Annotated in this window: 10 protein-coding genes and 1 pseudogene; 5 read left to right on the top strand and 6 right to left on the bottom strand. The window is 67.0% G+C overall.

Annotated features, from left to right (window positions below; all coding sequences use genetic code 11):
* Nucleotides 1–38: 38 nt before the first annotated feature.
* Nucleotides 39–530 carry a DUF501 domain-containing protein gene (locus CQY20_RS21985; protein WP_097942202.1) on the top strand — a complete coding sequence of 164 codons (492 nt, stop codon included), beginning with the start codon at nucleotides 39–41 and terminating at the stop codon, nucleotides 528–530.
* Nucleotides 527–1465 (top strand): Ppx/GppA phosphatase family protein, encoded by a 939-nt coding sequence (locus CQY20_RS21980; protein ID WP_097942204.1) that lies wholly within the window; start codon nucleotides 527–529, stop codon nucleotides 1463–1465. Before CQY20_RS21985 ends, CQY20_RS21980 begins: the two co-directional genes overlap by 4 nt.
* Here the strand turns inward: CQY20_RS21980 and CQY20_RS21975 are convergent, their stop codons facing one another.
* The 4 genes from CQY20_RS21975 to CQY20_RS21960 form a co-directional block, all read right to left on the bottom strand.
* The gene (locus CQY20_RS21975; protein WP_097942201.1) at nucleotides 1466–1921 is read right to left on the bottom strand and encodes a DUF4383 domain-containing protein; all 456 of its coding nucleotides are present in this window, start codon (nucleotides 1919–1921) and stop codon (nucleotides 1466–1468) included. It lies immediately after the preceding gene.
* 369 nt (nucleotides 1922–2290) lie between these two features.
* Nucleotides 2291–3304 carry a hemolysin family protein gene (locus CQY20_RS21970; RefSeq protein WP_097942200.1) on the bottom strand — a complete coding sequence of 338 codons (1014 nt, stop codon included), beginning with the start codon at nucleotides 3302–3304 and terminating at the stop codon, nucleotides 2291–2293.
* Complete coding sequence (locus CQY20_RS21965; protein WP_097942199.1) at nucleotides 3297–4646, bottom strand: hemolysin family protein; 1350 nt, start codon at nucleotides 4644–4646, stop codon at nucleotides 3297–3299. The genes CQY20_RS21970 and CQY20_RS21965 overlap by 8 nt, the downstream gene beginning before the upstream one ends.
* A 120-nt stretch (nucleotides 4647–4766) precedes the next feature.
* Complete coding sequence (locus tag CQY20_RS21960; RefSeq protein WP_097942198.1) at nucleotides 4767–6638, bottom strand: propionyl-CoA synthetase; 1872 nt, start codon at nucleotides 6636–6638, stop codon at nucleotides 4767–4769.
* Nucleotides 6639–6741: 103 nt separating this feature from the next.
* On the opposite strand from CQY20_RS21960, the pseudogene CQY20_RS21955 reads away from it, so the two are divergent.
* The 3 genes and pseudogenes from CQY20_RS21955 to CQY20_RS21945 all read left to right on the top strand — a co-directional run bounded on the left by CQY20_RS21955 (nucleotide 6742) and on the right by CQY20_RS21945 (nucleotide 10066).
* A pseudogene (locus CQY20_RS21955) lies at nucleotides 6742–7502 on the top strand (SDR family NAD(P)-dependent oxidoreductase).
* Nucleotides 7499–9082, top strand: a complete 1584-nt coding sequence (locus tag CQY20_RS21950; RefSeq protein WP_097942197.1) for a phytoene desaturase family protein — start codon at nucleotides 7499–7501, stop codon at nucleotides 9080–9082. The pseudogene CQY20_RS21955 and the gene CQY20_RS21950 overlap by 4 nt, the downstream one beginning before the upstream one ends.
* 117 nt (nucleotides 9083–9199) lie before the next feature.
* Nucleotides 9200–10066: an alpha/beta fold hydrolase gene (locus tag CQY20_RS21945; RefSeq protein WP_097942196.1), complete on the top strand. Its 867-nt coding sequence runs from the start codon at nucleotides 9200–9202 to the stop codon at nucleotides 10064–10066.
* A gap of 72 nt (nucleotides 10067–10138) precedes the next feature.
* Here CQY20_RS21945 and CQY20_RS21940 read toward each other — a convergent pair whose 3' ends face one another.
* Together CQY20_RS21940 and CQY20_RS21935 are read right to left on the bottom strand one after the other, a co-directional pair.
* Complete coding sequence (locus CQY20_RS21940) at nucleotides 10139–10816, bottom strand: response regulator (RefSeq protein ID WP_097942195.1); 678 nt, start codon at nucleotides 10814–10816, stop codon at nucleotides 10139–10141.
* Nucleotides 10813–13344, bottom strand: a complete 2532-nt coding sequence (locus tag CQY20_RS21935; protein ID WP_097942194.1) for an ATP-binding protein — start codon at nucleotides 13342–13344, stop codon at nucleotides 10813–10815. The genes CQY20_RS21940 and CQY20_RS21935 overlap by 4 nt, the downstream gene beginning before the upstream one ends.
* Between the last annotated feature and the right edge of the window lie 7 nt (nucleotides 13345–13351).

Here is a 13351-nt window from a genome sequence, read left to right as displayed (position 1 = left end):
ACCTCCGACTGCCCCGCCACCGCCCGCCCCTGCGCCCGGTGGTTGAGCAGTCGGATCTCGAGGCCGTCGCGCGGCAACTCGGTCGCGAACCGCGCGGGGTGCTCGAGATCGCCTACCGATGCCCGAACGGCGAACCGGGCGTCATCAAGACCGCGCCGAGATTGCCTGACGGAACACCGTTTCCGACGTTGTACTACCTGACGCATCCCAAGCTGACGGCAGCGGCCAGCAGGCTGGAATCGGCGGGCCTGATGCGGGAGATGACCGAGCGGCTGAAACAGGACCCGCAACTGGCCGAGGCGTACCGTCGGGCACACGAGGCCTACCTTGCCGAGCGCGACGCGATCGAAGCGCTGGGCACCACGTTCTCCGGCGGCGGCATGCCGGACCGAGTGAAATGCCTGCACGTTCTCATCGCGCATTCACTGGCGAAAGGTCCAGGCGTAAACCCGTTGGGCGACGAGGCCCTGGCGATGCTGGCCACCGAACCTGACATGGAAGGCATCCTCGACCGGGAGGTGTGGACGTGACTCGAGTCGCGGCGATCGACTGCGGCACCAATTCGATCCGATTGTTGATCGCCGAGGTGGTCGACGGTTCGCTGCATGACGTCCACCGCGAGATGCGCATCGTGCGGTTGGGCCAAGGTGTCGACGCCACAGGGCAATTCGCGCCCGCCGCGCTGGAACGGACCAAGGCCGCGCTGATCGATTACGCCGAATTGCTGCGCCGCCACGATGTCACGAAGGTGCGGATGGTGGCGACCTCGGCAACGCGCGACGCCGCCAACCGCGACGTGTTCTTCGCGATGACATCGGAGGTGCTGGGCGCGGTCGTGCCCGGTGCGGTCGCCGAGGTGATCACCGGCGACGAGGAAGCCCGACTGTCGTTCCACGGCGCGGTCTACGAGTTAGACGCCGCCGCAGGACCTTTCGTCGTGGTCGACCTCGGCGGCGGGTCGACGGAGGTGGTGCTCGGCCAGCGCGAGGTCGAGGCGGGCTATTCCGCCGACGTCGGCTGTGTCCGGCTGACCGAACGCTGCCTGCACACCGACCCGCCGACGGCGGCGGAAGTGGCGGCAGCGCGGGATGTGGTGCGCGAACGGCTCGGCGAGGCGCTGCGCGTGGTGCCCGTCGAGAAGGCGCGGACGTGGGTCGGCGTCGCCGGAACCATGACGACGCTGGCGGCGCTGGCGCAGCGGATGACGACGTATGACCCGGAGGCGATTCACCTCTCGCGTGTGGGCTTCGATGATCTGCTTGCAGTGTGCGACGAGATCATCGCGATGAGCCACGATCAGCGCGCGGCCTTGGGGCCGATGCACGAGGGCCGAGTCGACGTTATCGGCGGGGGCGCGATCATCGTGGAGGAGTTGGCCGACGCGCTGGGCAAACGCGCGGGCATCGACGAATTGGTCGTCAGCGAGCACGACATTCTGGACGGCATCGCGCTGTCGATCCTGTGATCAGGTGCGGACCCTCGTCCGGTGTTTGGTCGGGTCGCGCTGCCCGGCCAGGGTGACGCCGAGCAGCACCATGCCCACGCCCAAGCCGAAGTGCAGCCAGTTGTCGGCGCCGTTGAGCGGGACGAAGTTGGCCGGGCTGGCGTGGTCGATCAGCAGCCCGTAGAGCCACAGGCCCAGGTAGGCCAGCCCGCCGACGAGGAAGTAAAGGCGGGCCAATGCGTAGGTGCGGGCCATCGCCAATCCGGCAACGCCGAAGGCGATGTGGACGATGTTGTGTAACCCGGACACGGCGAAGACGCCGAACAGCAAGCCGCCGGAATGGTGTCCGGCCAACTCGAGCGAGTCGACGTTCGTCGTCACCCCTGGGATGAATCCAAGCACGCCCATGATCAGGAACACGACCGCGATCAGCAGGGCCGCGCCCTGAACCGCCATCAACTTGGGCCGCTTCACCATCGCCTCGCCTCCCTTCGACCTCGTTATTGACGGGTCGGCAGGTAGGTACCCCGCCAGGTCGCCGATTAATCGCGACGGCGGGGAAGACGCGCTAATAGACGCGCGAAAGTAACCGTCGGCGGACCTGTGCCGCCGTAAGAAGGTGACTTAGTGCAGGGCGCTCAGCGCCGTACGTGGCAGTTGGGCGGGTTACCGCAGTGGTGCCCGCTGTCGCACGCGTTGCAATGACAGTTACAACTGCCGGCCTTGGTTTCGCGCATCGCTACAACTCCTCAGTCGCTCTGACCGCCTGATCAGGTGGGAGCAGAGTTCGAACATATGCCGAAATCACCATAGTTCTGTTCATCGGCGAATGAAAGGAATATGCGCTCAAGCGGCCGCGTCGGCCTCGGCCAGCAGGCGTTGCAGCAGGTCGGTCATGGTCACCAGCCCGACCGAGCCGCTGTCGACGACGATCGCCACGTGGTTGCGGCTCTTTCGCATCTGCGCAAGCGCGCGATACACCGGTGTGCTCGGCCGCAGCCGCAGAAGCGGCCGCATCAGATCGCGCGCCGTGGTACCCGGCGGCGGGCGCAGGCTGTCGCGGACGTGCACCACGCCAATCGGCGCATGCTTCTCATCGGCCACGAGCAGCCGCTGATGACCGGTCAACTGCGACATCGCTTGAATCGCCGCGGGGTCGGCATCGGCGGCGACCGTGCTCAACCGCGTTGTGGGCGACACGATATCGCCGACGGTTAGCTTGCGCAGATCCAATGCCCTCGCCAGGTTGCGATAGTTGCGCTCATCCAAAGTGCCTGCGGCCGCCGAGTGTTCGACTAATTGACGCAGCGTCTCGGGGTCCTGCCCTTCGGCGAGTTCGTCGACCGGGTCGACGCCGACCATGCGGACACACCAGTTCGCCGCGCGGTTGAGCGCGATCAGCACCGGACGCGTCAGCGTCATGAACATGCGCATCGGGATCGCCAGAATGATCGCCGCACGTTCAGGATGTGCGATCGCCCACGATTTCGGCGCCATCTCACCGATGACCAGATGCAGGAACGTCACGATCGCCAGCGCCAGAACGAAGCTGCCCGCGTCGGCGACCCAAGGTGGCGCGCCCAGAGCGCGGATCAGCGGCGTAAGCCAGTGGTGCACAGCCGGTTTTGTGGTAGCGCCCAACGCCAGGGTGCAGGCCGTGATGCCCAACTGCGAACCGGCCAGCAGCACCGACAGTTCCGTTGTGCTGCGCAACGCGGCCCGTGCGGCGTAACTCTTGGCCGCCGCATCCTCCAGTCTGTGCTTGCGTGCGGTCAACAACGCGAACTCCACGGCGACGAACAACGCGCTGACCGCGATCAGGCCCATGGTGACCGCGAGCACCGTCAACGGATTACTCATCGTGGGTCTCCAACGTGCGCACCGACACGAAAACCTCGGCGGGCACGCGCCGTTCGATCGACCGCACGGTGGCGGTCAACACCTTGACTGGGTCGCTCTTCCACTGTGCGGAGTCGTCCGGCAGCGGAATTTCGACGCAGTCCCCGACGACCGGCAGGCGGCCGAGCTTTTCCATCAACAGCCCCGCGAGCGTCTCGCTGTCGCCGTCGGGTAGTTCCTCGTCGAGCAGTCGCGAAGCCTCGTCGAGGTGTATGTCGCCGGGCATCACCCAACCGTCGTCGCGCCGTGTCGCCTCGCCGCTCGACGCGTCGTGCTCGTCGGCGATCTCACCGACCAGTTCCTCGGCGATGTCCTCGATGGTGACGATCCCTGCGAAACCGCCGTATTCGTCGATCACCAGAGCCATTTGGTGGCCTGCATCGGTGAGCCGCTGCAGCGTAACGGGCAGCGGTAGCGATGTCGGCACCTGCACCGCGGCCCGGCACCGCGAGGCGGCGGTCGCCGTGGGATCGGCGTCGAGCACGTCGTGGAGGTCGACGATGCCCAGCACCTCGTCGGTGGTCTCGCCGACGACGGGGTAGCGGGTGTGTCCTGCGGCCATGCGGGTCAGCACCGACTCGACGGGCTCGTCGAAGCGTACGACGTCCACGCGGGTGCGCGGGACCATCGCGTGTTCGGCTGTGCTGGTGGGGAAGTCGAGGATGCGGTCGAGCAGCGTGGACAGTTCGGCGGGCATCTCGCCGGTGGCCGACGACGCGGCGACGATGTGCTCGAGGTCGCGTGCGGTGACGGCCTGTTCGACGTCGTGCACCGGTTCGATTCGCACCGCGCGCAGCAGCACGTTCGAGGACTGGTCCATGAACCAGATCAGCCACCCGAACAACCGCAGATACCAGCGGGTCGACAGCGCGAGGCGCCGGGCCAGCGCTTCCGGGATGGCAATCGCCAGGTTCTTCGGGAACAACTCGCCGAACAGCATCTGCACGATCGTGCAGAAGATCAGCGATATGGCCGCGCCGACAGCCACCCCGACGCTGCTCGGCACACTGGCCAACCCGAGCACATCCGCCAGCCCCTGACCGATCAGCGGTTCGGCGACATAGCCCGCGAGCAGACCCGTCACGGTGATGCCCAATTGCGCGCCCGACAACATGAACGACGTCCGCCGGGTCACGTCAAGAGCGCCGGCCGCGGCGGCATCGCCCGCCTCCGCGTGCGCCTTCAAACGTGCCCGGTTGACCGCCGTGTAGGCGAACTCCTGGGCGACGAAATACGCCGTGAACGCGGTGATCAGGACCACCACCACGACGCCGAGGCCGATATTGGCCAGCGCCATCAGCATGCTTCCACCTCCGGAGCCGTCACACGCTCAGTCCGGGGTGGGACGGGTCTTCGGGGTGCGCGCGAGGCGCTACTCATCGCTCCCTTACATCGAAGTGGTGTGCCTTCGACGATACCGGCGTCAACGAGTCAGGATCGGTTTGAGCTTGTCCAGCACGGTCGGGTCCTCGATCGTCGACGGCAGCGGTTCGTCCTTGCCATGTGCGATGCCGCGCATGGTTTTGCGCAGGATCTTGCCCGAGCGCGTCTTCGGCAGCGCGGGTACGACGTCGACGGTGCGTAGGCAGGCCACGGCGCCGATCTCGGTGCGCACGAGTTCGACCAACTCCTCGGGCAGGCCTTCCGCCGAGGCGCCGGACTTGAGCACCACGAAGCCGCGCGGCACCTGGCCTCTGATCTCGTCGGCGACGCCGATGACGGCGCACTCCGCCACCGCGGGATGGGTGGCCAGCACCGCCTCGATGGAACCCGTGGACAGCCGATGCCCGGCGACGTTGATGACGTCGTCGATGCGGCCCATCACGAACAGATAGCCGTCCTCGTCGAGGTAGCCGCCGTCGCCGGTCAGGTAGAAGCCCGGGTACTCGGACAGGTACGAGCGCTGGTAGCGGGCGTCGTCGCCCCACAGTGTCGGCAGCGTTCCCGGCGGCAGCGGCAACCGGATGCAGATCGCGCCGTCCTCGCCGGGCGCGCATTCCGAACCGTCGACGTGCAGCACGCGCACGTCATAGCCCGGCATCGGCACGGTCGGCGAGCCGGCCTTGATCGGAAGCGGATCGGCGCCCATCGGATTGGCGGCGATCGCCCAACCCGTTTCGGTCTGCCACCAGTGGTCGACCACCGGCACGCTCAGTTTGTCCGCCGCCCACGCGTAGGTGTCAGGGTCGAGCCGTTCGCCCGCTTGGAAGAGGTACTTCATCGGCGACAGGTCGTATCGGCCGATGTGCTCTCCGTCGGGGTCCTCCTTGCGGATTGCGCGCAACGCCGTCGGCGCGCTGAACAACGCCTTGACGCCGTGCTCGGCGATCACCCGCCAGAACGCGCCGGCATCGGGTGTTCCGATCGGTTTGCCTTCGTAGAGAACGGTTGTCGCTCCGAGCAGCAGCGGCCCGTAGACGATGTAGGAGTGGCCGACGACCCAGCCGACATCGGAAGCGGCCCAGAACACCTCACCCGGTGCGATGTCGTAGATGTTGCGCATGCTCCACAGCAGTGCGACGGCATGTCCGCCGTTGTCGCGCACGATGCCTTTCGGCTTTCCCGTCGTGCCCGAGGTGTAGAGCACATACAGCGGGTCGGTCGCTTTGACGGGCACGGCGTCAACCGGTGAGGCCGTCGCCATCACGTCGGTCCAGTCCAGATCGCGGCCGTCCTGCAACTGGCACCGGTGCCGGTCGCGCTGCACCACGATGCAGACGGGCGCGGGGTGTTCGGCCATGTCGAGCGCGGCGTCGATCATCGGCTTGTACTCGACGGTGCGGGTCGGCTCGATGCCGCACGACGCGGTGACGATCGCCTTGGGGCGTGCGTCGTCGATGCGGGTGGCCAACTCGTGGGCCGCGAAACCGCCGAACACCACCGAGTGCACCGCGCCCAGCCGGGCGCAGGCCAGCATCGCGACGACGGCCTCGGGAATCATCGGCATGTAGATCACGACGCGGTCGCCCCGCTCGACGCCGTTGGCGCGCAGAACGCCGGCGAATCGGGCCGTCAGGTCGAGAAGTTCCCGGAAGGTGAAGGTGCGCTTCGTGCCGGTGACCGGCGAATCGTAGATCAACGCCAGCTGGTCGGCCCGGCCGCCGTCGACGTGACGGTCGAGCGCGTTGACGCAGGTGTTCAACTCGCCGTCGGGGTACCAGCGGTAGAACGGTGGGTTCGTGTCGTCGAGGATCTTTTGAGGTTCACGTGTCCACGTCACCGCCTTGGCGGCATCGGCCCAGAAGGCGTTCGGATCTCGGATGCTGGCCTCGAAGAGTTCTCGATATCCACCCATAACCGGCACGGTAGCCGCGACGGGGCCGCTGTAACCCTGGTTTGGGGCCGTTTGACATCGACCGTCTCGGGTAGCCCGTTGTGCATGCACGTCGGAACTCGCCCTGGTGACGGGCGCATCCAGTGGCATCGGATTCGAGTTGGCCAAGCTGTTCGCCGAGGACGGATACGACGTTGTGGTGGCGGCCGACGACGATGCGATCCACGCCAGCGCCGACAAACTGGCCGCAACGGGTGCGACGGTGACGCCGGTACAGGTCGATCTGCGCAAGCCCGACGACGTGGAGCGGCTGTACCGCACCGCCACCTCGGGCGGCGGGCATGTCGAGGTGGTATGTCTGAACGCGGGCACCGGCCGCGGCGGACGGTTCATCGACGGCGACCTGGACAGCGACATGAACGTCGTGGACCTCAACGTGCGGTCGACGGTGCATCTGTCCAAGCTGGTGCTGCGGGACATGGCCGCGCGCGGATCGGGCAAGGTGCTCTACACGTCCTCGATCGTGGCCCAGATGCCCGGCTCACATCAGACGATGTACAACGCCTCCAAGTCGTTCGTGCAGTCGTTCGCCGAGGCGCTGCACGACGAGATGCGCGGCACCGGTGTGACTGTCACGTCGTTGATGCCGGGTCCCACCGACACCAACTTCTTCCGTCGCGTCGGCATGGCCGACACCCTGGTGGCGCGTGGTCCGAAGGACGATCCCGGCAAGGTCGCCAAGCAGGGCTACGACGCGCTGATGCGCGGCGACCGCAAGGTGGTCGCCTCGTCGCGCTGTCCAAGGCGATGGGCCTGGTCAACCGGTTCCTGCCCGACTCCGTGAAAGCCGTTGCCAATCGGGTGATTTCACAGCCGCCGCGATGATGCGCCAGACAGCGGATGCGGTGGTTGTCGGTGCCGGGCACAACGGATTGGTCGCCGCGGCGATGCTGGCCGACGCCGGATGGGACGTGCTCGTGCTCGAGGCGCAGGACGAACCGGGCGGGGCCGTCAAGAGCGCTTCGCTGTTTCCGGGTTTCGTCAGCGACCTCTACAGCGCGTTCTATCCGCTGTCGGTGACCTCACCGGCACTGCGGGCGATGAATCTCGAGGATCACGGCCTGCGTTGGTCGCATGCTCCGGCAGTGGTGGGTCATGCACGCTCGCCGGAGGACGAAGAGGCGCCGCTGATCTACCGCGACGTGGACCGCACGATCGCCAATCTCGATCCGCGCGACGGCGGTGCGTGGGCGGGCCTGTTCGAGCAGTGGCAGCGGATCAAGGACCCGCTGTTGTCGACGTTGTTCTCGCCGTTTCCGCCGGTGCGCGGTCCGGTCGGGCTGTTGCGCCGTCTGGGTACCGCCGAAGCGCTGCGGTTGGCGCATCTGTTGCTGCTGCCTGCGGGTGTGATGGCCGAGAAGCTGTTCTCGGGCGACGAGGCGCGACTGTTGTTGTTGGGCAACGCAATGCACGCCGACGTACCCATCGAGGCGCCGGGCAGCGCGGTGATGGGCTACATGCTGATCATGATGGCGCAGGACGGCGGCTTCCCGGTACCGGTCGGCGGCGCGGGCCAGTTGACCGCCGCGTTGGTCAACCGCGCGCGGTCGGCCGGAGCACAGATCGAGTGCGGGCGTCGGGTCGATGGAATCGAGGTGCACGGTGGGCGGGCGGTCGCCGTACACACCGCCGACGGTTCGGTGGTTCGGGTGCGGCGCGCCGTGGTCGCCGACACGTCGGCGCCCCGGTTGCTCCGCGACCTGTTGCCAGAACACGCCGTGCCACGCGGGCTGCTCCGGTCGCTGGACGGATTCGTTTGGGACACACCGGTTCTGAAGATCAACTACGCGCTGGATGCGCCGGTGCCTTGGCGGTCCAAGAGCTTGGGCGAAGCCGGCACCGTGCATCTGGGCGCCGATCACCATGGGCTGATCCGGTGGATGGCCGACCTCAACACGGAGACCATTCCCGAGCGGCCCTTCCTGCTGTTCGGGCAGATGACGACCGCGGATCCGACCCGTTCGCCCGCAGGCACTGAAAGCGCTTGGGCCTACACGCATCTGCCTCGTGGTGTTTCCGACGATGCGTCGGCGGATCGGCTGGCCGAGGCGGTCGATCGCGTATTGGAGGAGCACGCGCCGGGATTCGGCGCCCGCGTGATCGGCAAGACAATCCAGCGGCCGTCGGATCTGGAAGCCAGCGATGCGAACCTTTTCGCGGGTGCTGTCAATGGCGGCACCTCGCAGCTGTTTCAGCAGTTGATCTTTCGGCCGGCGCCCGGCTTCGGCAGGGCCGAGACGCCTGTGCAGAACGTCTATCTCGGAAGCGCGGGTGCCACACCGGGCGGCGGCGTGCACGGGATCTGCGGCAGGAACGCAGCTCGGGCGGCCCTTGCCGGTGCCGGGGCGCGTGGCTGGCCGCGTCGACGCCTGGCCGCTGCGTTGCTGTCCCGGGTGACGCGGTAGCGAGTCGTCTCGGCGCGATATTGTCGCGAATCTAGCCTGGCTAACCATGCGCGACTTTGTCGCTCCAAAGCGGGCACGCGGGCGTCGTCGCCGACCCTGCTGCCTATAGTCCTTCAAATGAGCGCGCAACCGCCCCTGATACCTGGAGTGCGCCGGTCCTTCATCAACGCCAACGGCGTGCGCTTTCACGTCACCGAGGCCGGTCCCGAAGACGGCCGTCCCGTGCTGGCCCTGCACGGTTGGCCACAGCACCACTGGGAGTACCGCGACCTGCTGGCCGACCCGCCGCCGGGGCTGCGGATCATCGCGCCGGATCTGCCCGGCTACGGCTGGTCGGGCCAAGCGCCGCATAAGTGGGACAAGGAGAGCGTCGCCACCGATGTGCTGGCGCTGATGGACGCGATGGGGCTGGACCGCGTGCTGCTCGTGGCCCACGACTGGGGCGCCTATGTCGGCTACCGCATGATCCTGGCGCGTCCAGACCGGTTCGACGGCTACCTGGCCTGCAATATGGCGCATCCGTGGCAGTCGACCCGTTCGGTGCTGCCACATATGTGGCGGTTCCACTATCAGGTGCCGTTGGCGACGTTCGGCGTCGCGGTGCAGCGCTACACGCCGTATATCGAGAAGGTGATCTTCGGCGTGGGTTCGCGGATGGATCGCGAGTCGGCCCGGGTGTTCGCCGAGCGGTTCCGTGACCCGGTGTGCGCGAAGGCGGGGCGGGACACCTACCGCACATTCCTGACGCGTGAAATACCGCGCGGCGTCCGCGAACGCGAAACCCGCCGCGCCACAGTGCCGATCCGCGCGCTGTTCGGCAAAGGGGATATGGCCATCGATATCTCGATGGTGTCGCCCGAAACGGCCAACGCCGACGACTACACGCTGGAGACGGTCGACACGTCGCACTTCGTCGTCGACGAACGACCGGATCTGGTGCGCAAGAAGCTGATCGACCTCGCCGCCGAGACCGCTCAGTCTTAACCGCGAGCAGACATAAAGGTCCGCCCTTTCCTGGGCCTTTGCGGGCACATGCGTCTGCTCGCGGGAGAAAAGTCACTCCTGGAAGCGGTAGCCCATGCCCGCTTCGGTCAGCAGGTGCACCGGATGGGACGGGTCGTTCTCGAGCTTGCGGCGCAACTGCGCGAGGTACACGCGCAGATAATGCGTCTCCTTCGCATAGGCAGGCCCCCACACCTCTTTCAAGAGTTCCTCGCGGCCGACCAGCTTGCCGCGATTGCGGACCAGCATCTCGAGCATGCCCCACTCGGTCGGCGTCAAATGGACATCCGTGCCGTTCTTCGTCACTTTCTTGGCGGACAGATCGACTGTGAAAGAGGCAGTTTCGACGACGGGCTGATCGGTGTCGGCGGCGGCGCCGCGACGGATCGCGGCGCGCAACCGAGCGAGAAATTCGTCCATGCCGAACGGCTTGGTCACGTAGTCGTCGGCGCCGGCATCGAGTGCCTCGACCTTGTCGGCGGAATCCGTGCGGGCCGACAGCACGATGATCGGCGCCGTCAACCATCCCCGCAGCCCGCCGATCACCTCGATGCCGGACATGTCGGGCAACCCGAGGTCGAGGATGACCACATCGGGATGCCCATCTGCCGCCGCGCGCAAGGCCCCCCCGCCGCTCGACGCGGTCACCACCTGATAGCCGCGCACCGACAGGTTGATCCGCAACGCCCGCAGAATCTGCGGCTCGTCATCGACAACAAGCACCTTGGTCATGAAACCTCGTCTGCGGCAGCGAGTTCCACCAGCACGGTCAGGCCGCCGCCTGGTGTGTCGGTGGCCTGGATCGTGCCGCCCATCGCGTCGACGAACCCCTTGGCCACCGACAGGCCCAACCCGACGCCGATGCTGTTGTCCCGATCGCCGAGCCGCTGAAACGGCGCGAACAACTGCTCTTCGGCGCCGCGTGGGATCCCGGGTCCTTCGTCGATGACCGCGATCAGCACCCGGTCGCCGACCGGGCTGGCCGTGACCCGTACCGGGCTGTCGGACGCGTAGCGCAGGGCGTTGTCGATCAGATTGGCCAGCACACGCTCGAGCAGCCCGGCGTCGGCCATCACGACCGCATCGGCGACATCGACCTTCACCCGATCCAGTGCGACGCTGCGAAAACCCGTCGAGTGCTTGCTGATTCCCACCAGCGCCCGTTGCACCGTCTCCTCCAGATAGACGCGGTGCAGCTCCGGGGTGACCACTCCGGCGGCGAGCCGCGACGAGTCCAGCAGGTTGTCGACGAGCGCGGTCAGCTGGTCGATCGACTCCTCGATGGTGGCGAGCAGTTCTGCGGTGTCCTCCTCGGAGAAGTCGACGTCGTCGCTGCGCAGGCTGGACACCGCGGCCTTCGCGGCGGCCAGGGGAGTGCGGAGGTCGTGGCTGACCGCCGACAGCAGCGAGCGGCGCAACTCGTCGGCTCGCGCGATCGCCTCGGCCCTGCTCGCCTCCTCCGCCAACTCGCGCTGCCTGACCAGGCCTGCCGCCTGCTTGGCGACGGCGGTCAGCACGCGCCGATCGCGGGCGCCTAATTGCTTGCCGTCCATCAACATCCAGAATTCATCGTCGCCGACTTCAATCGCGGTGTCGGCCGACTGCACCGTCGCGCAGGGATCGTTGCCGACACAAGCAACGATGCAGTCGTCGCCGTCCTGGACGCGCAGCACGCTCACGCTTCGCTGCGAATAGGTTTCGCGGACCCGTTCGAGCAGGGTGTCGAGGTCGGCGCCGCGCAGCACCGATCCGGCGAACAACGCGAGCAGTTCGGCTTCGCGGGAAGCGCGCGTTGCTTCTGCGGCTCGCTTCGCCGCGCTGTCCACGAGCGCGGCGACGGCGACCGCGACGACCAGCAGCACGGCGACGGTGATCGCGCTATCGGGTTCGGCAATGGTGAACGTATGACGCGGGTGGACGAGGAAGTAATTCAGCAGCAGACCGGACAGTGCGGCCGACAGCGCGGCAGGGGCAACGCCGCCAAGCAGCGCGACGATCAACACGCCGACGAAGAACAGCGCGCTTTCACCGCCGACGCCCAGCAACGGATCCAGCGACCAGACGATCAACGCGCAAATCGTCGACGGCACAACCAAAGCCGCGAGCCACGATGTGGTGTGCCGCTGTCGCGGGGTGAGCGACGACCATGTGCGCCCTCGCTTGGCCGCGCCGTGCGTGACCATGTGAACGTCGATCTTGGCCGACTCCTGGACGACGGCGGCGCCGATGCCCTCGTCGAAGACGCGCGCAAAGCGGGACCGCCGCGATGTTCCGATCACCAGTTGGGTGGCATTCAACTCCCTGGCGAAGTCGAGCAGCGCGGAGGGCACGTCGTCACCGACGACGGTGTGGACGGTGGCGCCCAGGCTGGTGGCCAGCTCGCGCACCTTGTCCATCTGCGGTGCGGACACCCCGGACAGGCCGTCGCCGCGCACGACGTGCACCACCATCAGCTCGGCGCTGGATTTCGATGCGATCCGAAAGGCGCGCCGCACAAGGGTTTCCGACTCTGGGCCGCCGGTAACCGCCACGACAACCCGTTCGCGGGCCTCCCAGATATCGGTGATGTTCTTGTCGGCGCGGTACTTGGCCAGCGCCGCATCCACCTGATCAGCCAGCCACAGCAGCGCAAGCTCGCGCAGTGCAGTCAGGTTGCCCGGCCTGAAGTAGTTCGACAACGCGGCGTCGATCCGCTCGGGGGCATAGACGTTGCCGTGAGACAGCCTGCGCCGCAGCGCTTCCGGGGTGATATCGACCAGCTCGATCTGGTCGGCGGCGCGAACCGTCTCGTCGGGCACCTTTTCCTGCTGCTCGATGCCGGTGATCTGGGTGACGACGTCGTTGAGGCTTTCCAGGTGCTGGACGTTGACCGTGGTGATCACCGTGATGCCCGCATCGAGGATCTCGTCGATGTCCTGCCACCGCTTCGGGTTTCTGCTGCCGGGGGCGTTGGTATGGGCCAACTCGTCGATGAGCACGACCTGGGGCTTACGCGCCAACACGGCGTCGACATCGAGTTCCCAAAAGCGGGTCCCCCGGTAATCGACGGGACGTCGCGGCAGGACCTCGATGCCGGCCAGCAGGTCGGCGGTCTTCTTGCGGTTGTGTGTCTCCACGACCGCCGCCACCACGTCGGTGCCGCGCTCGAGCCTACGGTGCGCTTCGCCGAGCATCGCGTACGTCTTACCGACACCGGGCGCCGCCCCGAGATAGATGCGCAGCTCACCACGCCGCTTGGCGGGTGACGCCTCACTGGTCACCCGTTCA

It is taken from the genome of Mycolicibacterium agri, assembly GCF_002553505.1.
Classification (GTDB): domain Bacteria; phylum Actinomycetota; class Actinomycetes; order Mycobacteriales; family Mycobacteriaceae; genus Mycobacterium; species Mycobacterium agri.
The sequence above is the reverse complement of the archived record's forward strand: the minus strand, read 5'-3'. Positions and strand labels throughout refer to the sequence as shown.